Source organism: Burkholderia sp. KCJ3K979 (assembly GCF_016759955.1).
Lineage (GTDB): Bacteria > Pseudomonadota > Gammaproteobacteria > Burkholderiales > Burkholderiaceae > Burkholderia > Burkholderia orbicola.
In genome coordinates this window covers 1-17,090 of record NZ_JACFYV010000150.1, presented here as the reverse complement: position 1 = coordinate 17,090, position 17,090 = coordinate 1, and the positions used below count along the sequence as shown (strand labels likewise).

17 protein-coding genes and 1 tRNA gene are annotated in these 17,090 nt (G+C 64.6%); 16 read left to right on the top strand and 2 right to left on the bottom strand.

Annotated elements, in window-relative coordinates; all coding sequences use genetic code 11:
- A partial coding sequence (locus H3O04_RS25290; RefSeq protein ID WP_272929896.1) for a carbonic anhydrase occupies positions 1-403 on the bottom strand: 403 nt, incomplete at its 3' end.
- 383 nt (positions 404-786) lie between these two features.
- Positions 787-1,299: a hypothetical protein gene (locus H3O04_RS25285; protein WP_006478258.1), complete on the bottom strand. Its 513-nt coding sequence runs from the start codon at positions 1,297-1,299 to the stop codon at positions 787-789.
- Positions 1,300-1,465: 166 nt separating this feature from the next.
- On the opposite strand from H3O04_RS25285, the gene H3O04_RS25280 reads away from it, so the two are divergent.
- From H3O04_RS25280 to nuoI, 16 genes are all read left to right on the top strand, one after another.
- Positions 1,466-2,725: a branched-chain amino acid ABC transporter substrate-binding protein gene (locus tag H3O04_RS25280; RefSeq protein WP_011694333.1), complete on the top strand. Its 1,260-nt coding sequence runs from the start codon at positions 1,466-1,468 to the stop codon at positions 2,723-2,725.
- Positions 2,726-2,832: 107 nt separating this feature from the next.
- A complete protein-coding gene (gene rpsO / locus H3O04_RS25275; protein ID WP_006398792.1) occupies positions 2,833-3,102 on the top strand; it encodes a 30S ribosomal protein S15 in 270 nt (89 codons plus the stop codon).
- Between the two features lie 290 nt (positions 3,103-3,392).
- Complete coding sequence (gene pnp, locus H3O04_RS25270) at positions 3,393-5,540, top strand: polyribonucleotide nucleotidyltransferase (RefSeq protein WP_077178111.1); 2,148 nt, start codon at positions 3,393-3,395, stop codon at positions 5,538-5,540.
- A 148-nt stretch (positions 5,541-5,688) separates the two neighbouring features.
- On the top strand, positions 5,689-6,708 hold the full coding sequence (locus H3O04_RS25265) for an NAD(P)H-quinone oxidoreductase (RefSeq protein ID WP_054928010.1): 1,020 nt from the start codon (positions 5,689-5,691) through the stop codon (positions 6,706-6,708).
- Between the two features lie 140 nt (positions 6,709-6,848).
- On the top strand, positions 6,849-7,604 hold the full coding sequence (gene tpiA / locus H3O04_RS25260) for a triose-phosphate isomerase (RefSeq protein WP_202588669.1): 756 nt from the start codon (positions 6,849-6,851) through the stop codon (positions 7,602-7,604).
- A gap of 72 nt (positions 7,605-7,676) precedes the next feature.
- Complete coding sequence (gene secG / locus H3O04_RS25255) at positions 7,677-8,054, top strand: preprotein translocase subunit SecG (protein WP_034201508.1); 378 nt, start codon at positions 7,677-7,679, stop codon at positions 8,052-8,054.
- Positions 8,055-8,164: 110 nt separating this feature from the next.
- A tRNA-Leu gene (locus tag H3O04_RS25250) sits at positions 8,165-8,249 on the top strand.
- Between the two features lie 153 nt (positions 8,250-8,402).
- On the top strand, positions 8,403-8,762 hold the full coding sequence (locus H3O04_RS25245; RefSeq protein ID WP_006398798.1) for an NADH-quinone oxidoreductase subunit A: 360 nt from the start codon (positions 8,403-8,405) through the stop codon (positions 8,760-8,762).
- A 62-nt stretch (positions 8,763-8,824) separates the two neighbouring features.
- On the top strand, positions 8,825-9,304 hold the full coding sequence (locus H3O04_RS25240) for a NuoB/complex I 20 kDa subunit family protein (RefSeq protein ID WP_006398799.1): 480 nt from the start codon (positions 8,825-8,827) through the stop codon (positions 9,302-9,304).
- Positions 9,305-9,325: 21 nt separating this feature from the next.
- A complete protein-coding gene (locus tag H3O04_RS25235; RefSeq protein ID WP_006478264.1) occupies positions 9,326-9,928 on the top strand; it encodes an NADH-quinone oxidoreductase subunit C in 603 nt (200 codons plus the stop codon).
- Positions 9,929-9,937: 9 nt separating this feature from the next.
- The gene (locus H3O04_RS25230) at positions 9,938-11,191 is read left to right on the top strand and encodes an NADH-quinone oxidoreductase subunit D (protein ID WP_006478265.1); all 1,254 of its coding nucleotides are present in this window, start codon (positions 9,938-9,940) and stop codon (positions 11,189-11,191) included.
- Positions 11,192-11,375: 184 nt separating this feature from the next.
- Complete coding sequence (gene nuoE, locus H3O04_RS25225; RefSeq protein WP_006478266.1) at positions 11,376-11,861, top strand: NADH-quinone oxidoreductase subunit NuoE; 486 nt, start codon at positions 11,376-11,378, stop codon at positions 11,859-11,861.
- On the top strand, positions 11,858-13,168 hold the full coding sequence (nuoF, locus tag H3O04_RS25220) for an NADH-quinone oxidoreductase subunit NuoF (RefSeq protein ID WP_006478267.1): 1,311 nt from the start codon (positions 11,858-11,860) through the stop codon (positions 13,166-13,168). Before nuoE ends, nuoF begins: the two co-directional genes overlap by 4 nt.
- 82 nt (positions 13,169-13,250) lie before the next feature.
- Positions 13,251-15,581 (top strand): NADH-quinone oxidoreductase subunit NuoG, encoded by a 2,331-nt coding sequence (gene nuoG / locus H3O04_RS25215; protein ID WP_011694332.1) that lies wholly within the window; start codon positions 13,251-13,253, stop codon positions 15,579-15,581.
- Positions 15,582-16,649 (top strand): NADH-quinone oxidoreductase subunit NuoH, encoded by a 1,068-nt coding sequence (gene nuoH / locus H3O04_RS25210; protein WP_006478269.1) that lies wholly within the window; start codon positions 15,582-15,584, stop codon positions 16,647-16,649.
- Positions 16,650-16,659: 10 nt separating this feature from the next.
- Positions 16,660-17,090: NADH-quinone oxidoreductase subunit NuoI (gene nuoI / locus H3O04_RS25205; RefSeq protein ID WP_202588668.1), on the top strand; the 431-nt coding region annotated here is incomplete at its 3' end.

Below are 17,090 nucleotides of genomic sequence, written 5' to 3'. Positions count from 1 at the left end.
TGTCGCGATGGCGCCGCGCGAGTGCGCAGAGCGGCGCGATGCGGCGCGCGACGTGTGGCAGGTCGGCGGGCGGCGGCAGCAGCGATGCACGCACGCCGCCGCACCCGTAGTGACCGCACACGATCACGTGGTCGACCTTCAGCACCCGCACCGCGTACTCGAGCACGCTGGCGGAATTGTCGTCGTCGGGGTGGAACAGGTTCGCGATGTTGCGATGGACGAACAGCTCGCCGGGCGCGCAGTGCGTGATGGTTTCGGCTGGCACGCGGCTGTCCGCGCAACCGATCCACAGTACGCGCGGATTCTGGCCGCGCGCGAGCGCGTCGAAAAAGCCGGGCGTGTGTTCGCGCGTCTCGCGGGCCCAGGCAATGTTGGCAACCAGCATGCTCTTGGGGCGATTCATGAGGACTCCTTTTTGATAAAGGCAAATAAATATCGAACGAAATGGCGCAATCGCATGCTTTCTAAATTGAAAGGTTGGATTTTCGACTGATATTAGGGGTATGCCCTAGCACTGCGGGTGGGTTGATACAAATTGTTTCAAATTGATTGGGCGTAGTGCATTGCATGCACCAGTGCGACGCATGACATGCCCCGGGCGTGCCTGTTTCCCGCTACGGCCCGCATGACGGGGCGTTCAGCGTATTGCCATCGCAATGTCATCGATCGGAAAAGTTTTCCGTCTTATTCGTTGAATTAAATAAGGCAGCGGAAAAAATGAAATGGCCATTCACGCAATAATTCGTGAATGGCCATTGCGACAATTGCGTATAAATACGCAATCGGTCAGAACAGGGTGCGGCGATCGGGATCGTGCAGCGGGTCCGGTGTTTTCTGCGTGGTGCGCAGGATGCCCTGCGGATCGAAGTAGAAGCTGTACATCATGTACCAGACGTTGTCCTCGAGATACCGGTACGTCCAAACCTCGCGTTTCATCAGCGGGAAGTAGGAAGTCTCGACCGGGCGTCCGAAATTGACGAGGACGTCTGTCTTCGTCCACTTGCCGATCTCCGCGCGATAGAACTCGCTCGGCTGCAGTACCTGGCGCACGTTGACGATCCGGTGGGCTGCGTCGACGTCGGCCGCGACCGTGATTTCGCCCATCGGCTGAGTCGGCCACATCAGGCGCTTGCCGCCGCCGGGCAGGTCGTAGATCTCGCGCGGCGGGCCCATGCGCGCGACGATCGCCGACTCGTCCTGGCCGGCCTGGTATTGCTGCCACGGTTGCGCGCAACCGGCCAGCAGCGCGGCGGCACCGGCGATCAGCACGGGCAGGCGCGCGGGAATGCGAATGCGCATCGGATTCTCCAGAACACGGAAACAAGTCCCGTTTTATCACGGACGGCGCGCGACGGCGCATCGCGCGGAAAAAATCGGTGCGGATCGCAGGCTGTCGCGCTTGCGGGTGGCGGGCGCGGCGGCCTATGATCCGCGCTTCTCGGGCAGATTGAAGGGCAGGTGGCCGATGCAGGGGTGGAAACGGTGCGCGCTCGCGTGGAGCGCGGGGTGGATGCTGGTGTCGTCCGCGTTTGCCGGCGGCGAGCCGGTGCGGATCGCGCTGATCGAGGGGATGTCGGGCCCGTTCGCGAACGCGGGCGCGGCGGTGGAGCGCAACCTGCGCTTCGGTGTCGAGCGGGTCAATGCGGCGGGCGGCGTGAAGCTGCGTGACGGCGCGCATCCGCTCGAACTCGTCGTGCTCGACAGCAAGGGCAGCCCGGAGGAGGCGCTCGTGCAGTTGCGCGCGGCCGCCGACCGGCATGTCGGCTTCGTCGCGCAGGGCAACAGCTCGGCCGTCGCGGCCGCGCTCGTCGCCGCGCTCGACAAGCTGAACGCGCGCGATCCGGACAACCGGATGCTGTTCCTGAACTATTCGGCCGACGATCCGGCGCTGACCGGCGCGCGTTGCAGTTTCTGGCATTTCCGCTTCGATGCGCATGCCGGCATGCGGATGGCCGCGCTTGCGGACGTGATGGCGCGCGATCGCGCGCTGCGAAAGGTCTATCTGTTGAACCAGGACTACAGCTTCGGCCACGACGTCAGCACCCTCGCGCGGCAGGCGCTCGCGGCGCGGCGCCCGGACGTGACGATCGCGGGCGACGAATTCCACCCGATCGGCCGGATCAAGGATTTCTCGCCGTATATCGCGAAGATCCGCGCCAGCGGCGCGGACGCCGTCGTGACCGGCAACTGGGGCAACGACCTCACGCTGCTCGTGAAGGCGGCGCGCGAACAGGGGCTCGACGCGAAGTTCTATACGTTCTACGGCAACAGCCTCGGCGCGCCGGCGGCCCTCGGCGACGCGGGTGTCGGCCGCGTCGTGGCGGTGGCCGACTGGCACCCGAACGCGGGCGGCGCCAAGTCCGACGCGTTCTACCGCGCGTTCCGGACCCGTTTCCCGGCCGCGCAGGACGACTACCCGGTGCGGCGGATGAGCCAGATGATCGAGATGCTGGCCGCGGCGATGACCCGCGCGGGTTCGGCCGACCCGGTCGCGGTCGCGCGTGCGCTCGAGGGCCTGCCGTTCGACGACGGCTTCCACGCGTCGCGGATGCGCGCCCAGGATCACCAGTTGATCCAGCCCCTTTACGTGATGGAAATGGACAAGGTCGGCACGCCGGGCGTGCGCTTCGACAACGAGGGATCGGGCTACGGCTTCCGGACGGTGCTCGCGGTGCCGGCGCAGCGTACGGAGATGCCGTCGACGTGCTCGATGACGCGCCCGTGACGGAGGGCGGTAAGAACGGCACCGAGTTGTGCTACAATGCGCGCCGGTTGTAAGTCACGGCACGGCCATTCTTCCGTGTCCGCCTGTTCAGTTAGAAAGGAAATCACATGTCTGTTGCAGATATCAAGAAGTCGGAAGTCGTTGCTCAGTTCGCCCGCGGTACCAACGACACGGGGTCGCCCGAAGTCCAGGTCGCACTGCTGACCGCACGTATCGTCGAACTGACGGGTCACTTCAAGACCCACGCGAAGGATCACCACAGCCGCCGCGGCCTGCTGCGCATGGTGAGCCGCCGCCGCAAGCTGCTCGACTACCTCAAGGGCAAGGATGCCGACCGTTACCGCGCACTGATCGAGAAGCTGGGTCTGCGTAAGTAATCGAGGCGATTGCCGCCAGCAAGATGCCTGTGTCAGTCCGCTGATACAGGCATTTTGTTTTTGCGCGGTGCGTAGCGTCACACGCATCGCAGGCTGTCCGGCACGTTCGTGCGGGGCCGCCGCCACGACCGATACCGGGGCAGGATTTGTGTCATTCCAGCGCGCCGCTGCCTGAGCGCCGCGCTGGAATGGCATAAAAAACACACCTTGCTCCGGGTGATTCGGTCGGGACGCCGCCGCGCGGGATGGCCGGCGCGGCGAATGAAATGCATGAATACAAAGGAGCAACCATGTCCATGTTCAACAAGGTCGTGAAGGAATTCCAGTGGGGCCAGCACAAGGTGCGCCTCGAAACCGGTGAAGTCGCCCGCCAGGCGAGCGGTGCCGTGATCGTCGACGTCGAAGACACCGTCGTGCTGGCAACCGTCGTCGGCGCGAAGTCGGCGAAGCCGGGCCAGGATTTCTTCCCGTTGACCGTCGACTACCTCGAGAAGACCTACTCGGCCGGCAAGATCCCGGGCGGCTTCTTTCGCCGCGAAGGCCGTCCGTCGGAGCACGAGACGCTGACGTCGCGCCTGATCGACCGTCCGCTGCGCCCGCTGTTCCCGGAAGGCTTCTACAACGAAGTCCAGGTCGTGATCCACGTGCTGTCCGTGAACCCGGAAATCCCGGCCGACATCCCCGCGCTGATCGGCGCATCGGCCGCGCTCGCCGTGTCGGGCCTGCCGTTCAACGGCCCGGTCGGTGCCGCACGCGTGGCATACATCGACAACGCGTACGTGCTGAACCCGACGCGTGACCAGCTCAAGGCATCGAGCCTCGACCTCGTCGTCGCGGGTACGGAGCGCGCCGTGCTGATGGTCGAGTCGGAAGCCGACCAACTGTCGGAAGAAGTGATGCTGGGCGCCGTGGTGTTCGGCCACGAGCAGATGCAGATCGCGATCGACGCGATCCACGAACTGGTGCGCGACGGCGGCAAGCCCGAGTGGGACTGGCAGCCGGCGCCGAAGAACGAGGCGCTGATCGCGCGCGTGACCGAGCTGGCGCAGAACGATCTGCTCGCCGCTTACCAGCTCCGCGACAAGCAGGCGCGTTCGGCGAAGCTGAAGGAAGTCTATGCGGCAACCTCGGCGAAGCTCGAGGAAGACGCGCTGGCGGCCGGTACGGTCGCGGCCGACAAGGCCACGGTCGGCAACGTGCTGTTCGACATCGAAGCGAAGATCGTCCGTTCGCAGATCCTGAACGGCGAGCCGCGCATCGACGGCCGTGACACGCGCACCGTGCGTCCGATCGAAATCCGCACCGGCGTGCTGCCGCGTACCCACGGCTCGGCGCTGTTCACGCGCGGCGAAACGCAGGCGCTGGTCGTCGCGACGCTCGGCACGAAGGGTGACGAGCAGATCATCGACGCGCTCGAAGGCGAATACCGCGAGCGCTTCATGCTCCACTACAACATGCCCCCGTTCGCGACCGGCGAAACGGGCCGCGTCGGCTCGCCGAAGCGCCGCGAAATCGGCCACGGCCGTCTGGCCAAGCGCGCGCTGGTCAAGTGCCTGCCGAGCGCCGACGAATTCGGCTACTCGATCCGCGTCGTGTCGGAAATCACCGAATCGAACGGTTCGTCGTCGATGGCATCGGTGTGCGGCGGCTGCCTCGCGCTGATGGACGCCGGCGTGCCGATGAAGGCGCACGTCGCGGGTATCGCGATGGGCCTGATCCTCGAAGGCAACAAGTTCGCGGTGCTGACCGACATCCTCGGCGACGAAGATCACCTCGGCGACATGGACTTCAAGGTGGCCGGCACGGAGCAAGGCGTGACGGCGCTGCAGATGGACATCAAGATCCAGGGCATCACGAAGGAAATCATGCAGGTCGCGCTCGCGCAGGCGAAGGAAGGCCGCCTGCACATCCTCGGCAAGATGACGTCGGCGGTGGCGGGTGCGAACACGCAACTGTCGGAATTCGCGCCGCGCATGATCACGGTCAAGATCAACCCGGAAAAGATCCGCGACGTGATCGGCAAGGGCGGTTCGGTGATCCGCGCGCTGACGGAAGAAACGGGCACGACCATCGACATCTCGGATGACGGCGTCGTGACGATCGCCAGCACGAGCAGCGAAGGCATGGCCGAAGCGAAGAAGCGCATCGAGCAAATCACGGCCGAGATCGAAGTCGGTCAGGTGTACGAAGGCACGGTGCTCAAGCTGCTCGATTTCGGTGCGATCGTGAACCTGCTGCCGGGCAAGGATGGCCTGCTGCACATCTCGGAAATCGTCAACGAGCGCGTGAAGGACATCAACGACTACCTGAAGGAAGGTCAGCAGGTGAAGGTCAAGGTGATCCAGACGGACGAGAAGGGTCGCGTGCGTCTGTCGGCCAAGGCGCTGCTGAATGAAGCAGCGGCGGCAGCGCAGTCGGATACGCCGCCGCAGCAGTAAGCGGACAGGCGGATCAACGGCCGGCAGTGCGAAAGCGTGCCGGCCGTTTTTTCTGTAGCATCGTTGTGCGGCGCAGCAGCGCCGGCGAGGCGCCCGCGCCGTGCGCACGGGCGTGCCATCCGATTCCGATCCTGGAGCGACTCTCACCATGAAAGCCATCGAAATCACCGAATTCGGCGCCCCCGACGTGCTGAAGCTCGCGGAGCGTCCGCGCCCCGAACCGAAGCGCGGCGAGGTGCTGATCAAGGTGGCGGCTTCCGGCGTGAACCGGCCCGACGTGTTCCAGCGCAAGGGTGCCTATGCGCCGCCGCCGGGTGCGTCGGATCTGCCGGGCCTCGAGGTCGCGGGCGAGATCGTCGGCGGCGATTTGTCCGATGCGGCCCTGAACCCGTTCGGGCTGAAACTGGGCGATCGCGTGTGCGCGCTGCTCGCGGGCGGCGGCTATGCCGAATATGCGGTCGCGCCGCTGCCGCAGTGCCTGCCGGTGCCGGATGGTCTCACCGATATCGAGGCCGCCTCGCTGCCCGAAACGTTTTTCACCGTGTGGAGCAACGTGTTCGACCGTGCGCAGCTCGGCGCGGGCGAGGGCGGTGAGCAGGAGACCCTGCTCGTGCAGGGCGGCTCGAGCGGCATTGGCGTGACGGCGATCCAGATCGCGCATGCGCTCGGCTTTCGCGTGTTCGCGACGGCCGGCACCGCCGACAAATGCCGTGCGTGCGAGGCGCTTGGCGCCGAGCGCGCGATCAACTACAAGACCGAAGACTTCGTCGAAGTCGTGAAGTCGCTGACGCACGATCGCGGTGTCGACGTGATCCTCGACATGGTGGCGGGCTCGTACGTGCCGCGCGAGCTGGCCGCGCTCGCGGACGGCGGCCGTCTCGTGCTGATCGCGCTGCTCGGCGGCGCGAAGGCCGAGGTCAACCTGAGCGAGATCCTGCGCCGCCGGCTGACCGTGACCGGTTCGACGCTGCGTCCGCGCCCGGTCGAATTCAAGGCCCGTATCGCCGCGCAGCTGAAGGCGCGCGTGTGGCCGCTGCTCGCCGACGGCCGCATCAAGCCGGTGATCTATCGCGTGTTGCCCGCCGCGGACGCCGCACAGGCGCATGCGCTGATGGAAAGCAGCGAGCATACCGGCAAGATCGTGCTCGATTGGGGAACGAACGCCTGACGGCCCGTGCGGCGGGCTTGACATGCGCGGTTTGACCGGTTCAAGCCGCGCGCAGTAAAATCGCGGGTTTGCTTCGCCAGATCCAACCTGACGGCCGGGTTCCGGCACGTTAATGACAAGATAGTGACGAGACAGACACGATGTCGAAACAACGAACAAAGCGAGTGATCGGCAACTGGAAGATGCACGGCCGGCTGGCCGGCAACCAGGCGCTGCTGAACGAAGTGGTGCAGGGCGCGGGCACGGTGGCGGCTGAAACGTCGATCGGCGTGTGCGTGCCGTTCCCGTATCTCGCGCAGGTTCAGGCGCAGCTTGGCGGTGGCCGTGTCGCGTTCGGTGCGCAGGACGTGTCCGCGCACGAGCAAGGCGCATTCACCGGTGAGGTGGCGGCTGCGATGGTGGCGGAGTTCGGCGCGCGGTATGTGATCGTCGGCCACTCGGAGCGTCGCGCGTATCACGGCGAAAGCAACGAGACGGTCGCGGCGAAGACGCAGCGCGCGCTCGCGGCCGGCCTCGTGCCGGTCGTGTGTGTCGGCGAGACGCTCGACGAGCGCGAGTCGGGTGCGACCGAGCAGGTCGTCGGTGCGCAGCTCGACGCGGTGCTGGCCGTGCTGACGGCTGACGAGGCCGCGCGTATCGTCGTCGCGTACGAGCCGGTCTGGGCGATCGGCACGGGCAAGAGCGCGACGTCGGCGCAGGCGCAGGACGTGCATGCGTTCCTGCGGACGCGTCTCGCGGCAAAGGGTGCGGCGGACGTGTCCGTGCTGTACGGCGGCAGCGTGAAGCCGGACAACGCGGAAGAGCTGTTCGCGCAGCCGGACATCGACGGCGGCCTGATCGGCGGCGCGTCGCTGAAGGCGGAAGATTTCCTGGCGATCTGCCGGGCCGCGCGTTGAGCGGTCCGAGATCGAATTGAACCATGACGGCGGCCGGTCGGTCCGGTCGCCCGATCCAATCGGGTGGGTGTGATGCTGTTATTCAAGACGCTGATTATTGTGGTGCAGGTGCTGTCTGCACTCGGTGTGATTGGGCTCGTGCTGCTGCAGCACGGCAAGGGTGCCGACATGGGCGCCGCATTCGGCAGCGGCGCGTCGGGCAGTCTGTTCGGTGCGACGGGCTCGGCGAACTTCCTGTCGCGCACGACGGGCATTCTCGCGACGATCTTCTTCGTCGCGACGCTCGCGCTGACGTACCTCGGTTCGTACAAGTCGACGCCGTCGGCAGGCGTGCTCGGCACGGCAGTGACCGCGCCGGCATCGGCCCCCGCGGCATCGGCGCCGGCTGTCGCGGCGTCGGCTGCCGCCGGTTCGGCCGCAAGCGCGCCGGGCCAGGATGTCCCGAAATAAAAAGTTAATTTTTTTGCGGTTGTGCGTTGAACAAATCCGGAACTCGGGTTAGAATTTAATTCTTGAAGCGATTCGCGGGAACGAGCAGCACAACCCGAGTTGCATGCAGTGCCGACGTGGTGAAATTGGTAGACACGCTATCTTGAGGGGGTAGTGGCGAAAGCTGTGCGAGTTCGAGTCTCGCCGTCGGCACCAAAGTTACTCAATGCCAGCCGCTTCCAGTGGCTGGCATTTTTCATTTGTGGGGTGGGCTTGCGGTTGTCTTGCGATCGCCTGCACTCCGAAATGATTCCTTCCGCCGGAAGTGGTATTCTCCGGACGCTCAGAACCAACCGATAGAGGATTGCCTTGAACCTCGCAGCCTATTACCCCGTCTTGTTGTTCCTCCTCGTGGGCACTGGTTTAGGTATAGCGCTGGTCAGCATCGGCAAGCTCCTTGGTCCCAACAAGCCGGACGTCGAGAAGAACGCACCGTACGAGTGCGGCTTCGAAGCCTTTGAAGACGCCCGGATGAAATTCGACGTCCGGTATTACCTCGTCGCCATCCTGTTCATCATCTTCGATCTCGAAACCGCATTCCTGTTCCCGTGGGGCGTCGCGCTCCGGGACATCGGCTGGCCGGGTTTCATCGCAATGATGATTTTTCTGCTCGAATTCCTGCTGGGCTTTGCCTATATCTGGAAGAAAGGCGGCCTCGACTGGGAGTGATGGGTTAATCGCCGGTTTGCATGAGCGGCCACGCTCGGTCGCTCGTCTGGAGTGGAAAGCAAATGAGTATCGAAGGGGTCTTGAAGGAAGGGTTTGTCACCACGACGGCTGACAAGCTGATCAACTGGACGCGTACCGGCTCGCTGTGGCCGATGACGTTCGGGCTCGCGTGTTGCGCCGTCGAGATGATGCATGCGGGCGCGGCCCGTTACGATCTGGACCGGTTCGGCGTCGTGTTTCGCCCGAGCCCGCGTCAGTCGGACGTGATGATCGTCGCCGGCACGCTGTGCAACAAGATGGCGCCCGCGCTGCGCCGCGTGTACGACCAGATGGCCGAGCCGCGCTGGGTGATCTCGATGGGGTCGTGCGCCAACGGCGGTGGTTACTATCACTACTCGTACTCGGTGGTCCGCGGCTGCGACCGGATCGTGCCGGTCGACGTCTACGTGCCGGGCTGTCCGCCCACGGCCGAGGCGCTGGTCTACGGCGTGATCCAGCTTCAGGCGAAGATCCGCCGCACCAATACCATCGCCCGTCAATAAAGCCCCGAGCGTCCCCTCAATATGGCAAGCAAAATCGAGACCCTCAAGGCAAACCTCGAAGCCGCGCTCGGCGCGCGCGTGGTGAGCCTCACCGAAGCGATCGGTGAACTGACGCTCGTCGTGAAGGCGAGCGATTACCTCGAAGTCGCAAAGACGCTGCGCGACGATCCGAAGCTCCGTTTCGAGCAACTGATCGACCTCTGCGGCGTCGACTACCAGACCTTCGGCGACGGCGCCTACGACGGCCCGCGCTTCGCGGCCGTGTCGCACCTGCTGTCGGTCACGAACAACTGGCGCCTGCGCCTGCGCGCATTCGCGCCGGACGACGATCTGCCGATCGTGGCGTCGCTGGTCGACATCTGGACCTCGGCGAACTGGTACGAGCGCGAAGCGTTCGACCTGTACGGCATCGTGTTCGAAGGCCACCCCGACCTGCGCCGCATCCTCACCGACTACGGTTTCATCGGTCACCCGTTCCGCAAGGACTTCCCGGTGTCGGGCTACGTCGAAATGCGTTACGACCCGGAAGAGAAGCGGGTCGTGTACCAGCCGGTGACGATCGAGCCGCGCGAAATCACGCCGCGCGTGATCCGCGAGGATCGCTATGGCGGTCTGAAACATTAAGGGGGCGTCATGGCAGAAATCAAGAACTACACGCTCAACTTCGGCCCGCAGCACCCGGCAGCGCACGGCGTGCTGCGCCTCGTGCTCGAGCTCGACGGCGAAGTCATTCAGCGTGCCGATCCGCACATCGGCCTGCTGCACCGCGCGACGGAAAAGCTCGCGGAATCCAAGACCTTCATCCAGTCCGTGCCGTACATGGACCGTCTCGACTACGTGTCGATGATGGTCAACGAGCACGGCTACGTACTCGCGATCGAAAAGCTGCTCGGCATCGAAGTGCCGGAGCGCGCGCAGTACATCCGCGTGCTGTTCGACGAAATCACGCGCGTGCTGAACCACCTGATGTGGATCGGCGCGCACGCGCTCGACGTCGGCGCGATGGCCGTGTTCCTGTACGCTTTCCGCGAACGCGAAGACCTGATGGACGTGTACGAAGCGGTGTCCGGCGCCCGGATGCACGCGGCCTACTATCGTCCGGGCGGCGTCTATCGCGATCTGCCTGACGCAATGCCGCAATACAAGGCGTCGAAGATTCGCAACGAGAAGGCGCTCGCGAAGATGAACGAAGCGCGCAGCGGCTCGGTGCTCGACTTCATCGACGATTTCTTCACGCGCTTCCCGAAGTGCGTCGACGAATACGAAACGCTGCTGACCGACAACCGGATCTGGAAACAGCGTCTGGTCGGGATCGGCGTGGTGAGCCCGGAGCGTGCGCTGCAGATGGGCCTGACCGGCCCGATGCTGCGCGGCTCGGGCATCGCGTGGGACCTGCGCAAGAAGCAGCCCTACGAAGTGTACGATCGGATGGATTTCGACGTGCCGGTCGGCGTGAACGGCGATTGCTACGACCGCTATCTGGTGCGCGTCGAAGAAATGCGCCAGTCGATCCGCATCGCGAAACAGTGTATTGAGTGGCTCCGCAAGAATCCGGGCCCGGTGATGACGGACAATCACAAGGTTGCCCCGCCGTCGCGCGTCGGCATGAAGACCAACATGGAAGACTTGATTCACCACTTCAAGCTCTTCACCGAAGGTTTCCATGTGCCGGAAGGCGAAGCGTACGCGGCGGTCGAGCATCCGAAAGGCGAGTTCGGCATTTATCTCGTGTCGGATGGCGCCAACAAGCCGTATCGCCTCAAGATTCGCGCGCCGGGTTTCGCGCACCTGGCGTCGCTCGACGAAATGGCGCGCGGTCACATGATCGCCGACGCCGTCACGATCATCGGTACGCAGGACATCGTGTTCGGCGAAATCGATCGCTAATGGTTGCGCCGTCCGCGAGCGCGAGCGGCGAGCAGTCAGTCACACGCGAAGTCACATGCGGTATGCGCCGAACCGGCGCGGCTTCGCAAGCTGTCAACAGAGTGAGCGCCAGGTCTGCCGTCCATGCACCCCAGTGTGCGGCAGGTTGTTCGTTCGGTAGGAATTGAAAGAGTCGTGTCTGAAAATGATCTCAGCTGAAGGCCTGAAGGAAATCGATCGAGCGTTGACGAAGTATCCCGCCGATCAGAAACAGTCCGCCGTGATGTCGGCGTTGGCCGTGGCTCAAGAAGAGCACGGCTGGCTGTCGCCCGAACTGATGCAGTTCGTCGCGGATTATCTCGGCATGCCGGCCGTTGCCGTGCAGGAAGTCGCGACGTTCTACACGATGTACGAGCTCAAACCGGTCGGCAAGCACAAGATCACGCTCTGCACGAACCTGCCGTGCCAGCTCGGCCCGCACGGCGGCGCGGAAGCGACTGCCGACTACCTGAAACAGAAGCTGGGCATCGGCTTCGGCGAGACCACGCCCGACGGCAAGTTCACGCTGAAGGAAGGCGAATGCATGGGCTCGTGCGGCGATGCGCCGGTGCTGCTGGTGAACAATCACAGAATGTGCAGCTTCATGAGCCGCGAGAAGATCGACCAGCTGCTTGAGGAGCTCTCGAAATGACGTCCCTCCACGACCGTCACATCAAACCGCTGATCCTCGCTGGTCTGAACGGCGAGAACTGGCACCTCGAAGACTACGTTGCGCGCGGCGGCTACAAGCAGCTGCGCCGCATTCTCGAAGAAAAGATTCCGCCCGAGCAGGTGATCGCCGACGTGAAGGCGTCGGGCCTGCGCGGCCGCGGCGGTGCGGGCTTCCCGACCGGCCTGAAGTGGAGCTTCATGCCGCGTCAGTTCCCGGGGCAGAAGTACCTCGTCTGCAACTCGGACGAAGGCGAGCCGGGCACGTTCAAGGATCGCGACATCCTGCGCTGGAACCCGCACGCGCTGATCGAAGGCATGGCCATCGGCGCATACGCGATGGGCATCACCGTCGGCTACAACTACATCCACGGCGAGATCTTCGAAGTGTATCGACGCTTCGAAGCCGCGCTCGATGAAGCGCGCGCGGCCGGGTTCCTCGGCGACAACATCATGGGCTCGGAATTCTCGTTCCAGCTGCACGCGCACCACGGTTACGGCGCGTACATCTGCGGCGAGGAAACGGCGCTGCTCGAGTCGCTCGAAGGCAAGAAGGGCCAACCGCGCTTCAAGCCGCCGTTCCCGGCGAGCTTCGGCGTGTACGGCAAGCCAACCACGATCAACAACACCGAGACGTTCGCCGCGGTGCCGTTCCTGCTGTCCATCGGGCCGCAGAATTACCTCGAGATCGGCAAGCCGAACAACGGCGGCACGAAGATTTTCTCGGTGTCGGGCGACGTCGAGCGCCCGGGCAACTACGAAGTGCCGCTCGGCACGCCGTTCGCGACGCTGATGGAGCTCGCCGGCGGGATGCGCGGCGGCAAGAAGATCAAGGCCGTGATTCCGGGCGGGTCGTCGGCGCCGGTGATCCCGGGCGACATCATGATGCAGACGGATCTCGACTACGACTCGATCGCGAAGGCCGGCTCGATGCTCGGTTCCGGCGCGGTGATCGTGATGGACGAGACGCGCTGCATGGTGCGTTCGCTGCTGCGCCTGTCGTACTTCTACTACGAGGAATCGTGCGGTCAGTGCACGCCGTGCCGTGAAGGCACCGGCTGGCTGTATCGCGTCGTGAATCGTATCGAGCACGGCGAAGGGCGCCAGGAAGATCTGGACCTGCTGAACTCGGTGGCCGAGAACATCATGGGCCGCACGATCTGCGCGCTCGGCGATGCGGCGGCGATGCCGGTTCGCGGGATGCTCAAGCACTACTGGGACGAATTCGCGTACCACGTCGAGCACAAGCACTGCATGGTCGGCGGCCACGCGCACGCGGCGGCAGCCTGAAGCGAACCCGGTTGCGGAATTTGAGCGCACGGTCGGGCCAAGGCGCGAACGGGCGGAAATAGGTTAAGGACCATTCACCATCATGGTTGAACTTGAAATAGACGGCAAGAAGGTCGAGGTGCCCGAAGGCAGCATGGTGATCCAGGCTGCGCACAAGGCGGATACGTACATTCCTCACTTCTGCTATCACAAGAAACTGTCGGTCGCGGCCAACTGCCGGATGTGTCTCGTCGAAGTCGAGAAGATGCCGAAGGCCGTACCTGCCTGCGCGACCCCCGTGTCGGCCGGCATGATCGTCCGCACGCAGTCCGACAAGGCTGTGAAGGCGCAGCAGTCGGTGATGGAATTCCTCCTCATCAATCACCCGCTCGATTGCCCGATCTGCGATCAGGGCGGCGAATGCCAGCTGCAGGATCTGGCGGTCGGCTACGGCAAGTCGTCGTCGCGCTACTCGGAAGAAAAGCGCGTGGTGTTCCACAAGAACGTGGGCCCGCTGATCTCGATGGAAGAAATGTCGCGCTGCATCCACTGCACGCGCTGCGTCCGCTTCGGCCAGGAAATCGCCGGCGTGATGGAGTTCGGCATGCTGGGCCGCGGCGAGCATTCGGAAATCACGACGTTCGTCGGCAAGACGGTCGACTCCGAAATGTCGGGCAACATGATCGACCTGTGCCCGGTCGGCGCGCTGACCAGCAAGCCGTTCCGCTACAGCGCCCGTACGTGGGAACTGTCGCGCCGCAAGTCGGTGAGCCCGCACGATTCCGTCGGCGCGAACCTCGTCGTGCAGGTGAAGAACAACCGCGTGATGCGCGTGCTGCCGTTCGAGAACGAAGCGATCAACGAATGCTGGATCTCGGACAAGGACCGCTTCTCGTATGAAGGCCTCAACAGCGAAGAGCGCCTGACGAAGCCGATGCTGAAGCAGGGCGGCCAGTGGATCGAGACCGACTGGCAGACCGCGCTCGAATACGTCGCGAAGGGCCTGAAGGGCATCGCCGCGGATCACGGCGCGAACGCGCTGGCGATGCTCGCGAGCGCACACAGCACCGCGGAAGAGCTGTTCCTCGTGAAGCAGCTCGCCAACGAACTGAAGACGCCGAACGTCGACTTCCGTCTGCGTCAGCAGGATTTCTCGGCGCCGGTCCAGGGCGCGCCGTGGCTCGGCATGCCGATCGCCGATCTGTCGAACGTGGATGCCGCATTCGTCGTCGGTTCGTTCCTGCGCCGCGACCACCCGCTGTTCGCATCGCGCCTGCGTCAGGCCGCGAAGAACGGTGCGAAGCTGCACTTCCTGCACGCGACCGGTGACGATTCGCTGATCCCGACCGCGCAACGCATCGTCGCTGCGCCGTCCGCATGGCTCGACGAGCTGGCCGGCATCGCCGCCGCCGTCGCGCAACTGCGCGATGTCGCGCTGCCCGACGCGCTCGCGGGCGTCACGGCATCGCCGGCTGCCCAGGCTGTCGCGCAGTCGCTCGCGAACGGCGAACGCCGCGCGGTGCTGCTCGGCAACGTCGCGGTCCGTCATCCGCAATTCGCGAAGCTGCACGCCGTCGCGCAGTGGATCGCCGACAACACCGGCGCCACGTTCGGCTTCCTGACGGAAGCGGCGAACACGGTCGGCGCGCACGTCGTCGGCGCACTGCCGGGCGAAGGCGGCCTGAACGCACGCGAAGCGTTCGAGCAGCCGCGCAAGGGCTACGTGCTGCTGAACGTCGAACCGGAATTCGATACCGCCGATCCGGCACAGGCGCTTGCCGCGCTGAATCAGGCTGAAATGGTCGTCGTGATGTCGCCGTTCAAGCACGGCCTCGACTACGCCGACGTGCTGCTGCCGGTCGCGCCGTTCACGGAAACGGCCGGTACGTTCGTCAACGCGGAAGGCACCGTGCAGAGCTTCAACGGCGTCGTGCGCCCGCTCGGCGACACGCGTCCGGCCTGGAAGGTGCTGCGCGTGCTGGGCAGCCTGCTCGGCCTGCCGAACTTCGAATACGAGACCGCGGAAGAAGTGCGTCTCGCCGCGCTCGGCGACGCCGGCGTCGCGGGCCGCCTGTCGAACCAGACGTCGATCGCGCCGGCCCGTGCCGCGGCGAATGCCGCGAACGGCGGTTTCGAGCGCCTGGCCGATGTGCCGATCTATCACGCCGACGCGCTCGTGCGCCGCGCGGGTGCGCTGCACCTGACGGCCGCGGCGAAGGCGGCGAATGCCGCAGCCCTGCCGGCCGCGCTGTTCGACAAGCTGGGCTTGAAGGAAGGCGACGCCGTGCGCGTGCGCCAGGGCGAGCGTGCGGTGCAGTTGCCGGCCGTGCGCGACGCGAATCTTGCGGAGACGGTCGTTCGCGTGTCGGCGGCCACGCCTGCCGGCGCAGCGCTCGGCAGCCTGTCCGGTGAACTGGTGGTGGAGAAGGCGTAAATGAGCTTGTTCGATACGATCAACGCGGGCGGGGCCGAGCTTCTCGGCTTCGCGTGGCCGACGGTGTGGGCAGTCGTGCGCATCCTCGTCGTCTCCGTCGTCATCCTGCTGTGCGTCGCGTACCTGATTCTGTGGGAACGCAAGCTGATCGGCTGGATGCACGTGCGTCTCGGCCCGAACCGCGTCGGCCCCGGCGGCCTGCTGCAGCCGATCGCCGACGTGCTGAAGCTGCTGCTGAAGGAAGTCATTCAGCCGAGCGCCGCCAGCCGCTGGCTGTATCTGATCGCGCCGGTGATGACGGTCGTGCCGGCGTTCGCGGTGTGGGCGGTGATTCCGTTCCAGGCGGAAGCCGTGCTCGCGAACGTGAACGCGGGCCTGCTGTACGCGATGGCGATCTCGTCGATCGGCGTGTACGCGGTGATTCTCGCCGGCTGGGCGTCGAACTCGAAGTACGCGTTCCTCGGCGCGATGCGCGCCGCGGCACAGATGGTGTCGTACGAAATCTCGATGGGCTTCGCGCTGGTGCTCGTGCTGATGACGGCCGGCAGCCTGAACCTGTCGGAGATCGTCGGCTCGCAACAGCACGGCTTCTTCGCCGGCCACGGCGTGAATTTCCTGTCGTGGAACTGGCTGCCGCTGCTGCCGGCGTTCGTCGTCTACTTCATCTCGGGCATCGCCGAAACGAACCGTCACCCGTTCGACGTGGTGGAAGGGGAGTCGGAGATCGTCGCGGGTCACATGATCGATTACTCGGGCATGGCGTTCGCGCTGTTCTTCCTCGCCGAGTACATCAACATGATCGTGATCTCGGCACTGGCCGCGACGCTGTTCCTCGGCGGCTGGGACGCACCGTTCGAATTCCTGTCGTTCATCCCGGGCATCTTCTGGCTGGTGCTGAAGGTCTTCGCGCTGCTGTCGGTGTTCATCTGGGTGCGCGCGACGTTCCCGCGCTACCGTTACGACCAGATCATGCGTCTGGGCTGGAAGGTGTTCCTGCCCGTCACGGTGGTCTGGGTGATCGTGGTTGGCTTCTGGATGATGTCGCCGCTGAACATCTGGGTGAAGTAAGGACGAAATCATGACGGCTATCCAACACTTCTTTAAGACTTTCTTCCTGACCGAGCTGCTGAAGGGGCTCGCGCTGACCGGTCGTTACACGTTCAAGCGCAAGTTCACCGTGCAGTTCCCGGAAGAGAAGACCCCGATTTCGCCGCGTTTCCGCGGGCTGCACGCGCTGCGCCGCTACGAAAACGGCGAAGAGCGCTGCATCGCGTGCAAGCTGTGCGAGGCCGTGTGCCCCGCACTGGCGATCACGATCGAATCGGAAACGCGCGCGGACAACACGCGCCGCACGACGCGCTACGACATCGACCTGACGAAGTGCATCTTCTGCGGTTTCTGCGAAGAGAGCTGCCCGGTCGATTCGATCGTCGAGACGCAGATTCTCGAGTACCACGGCGAAAAGCGCGGCGACCTGTATTTCACGAAGGAAATGCTGCTCGCGGTGGG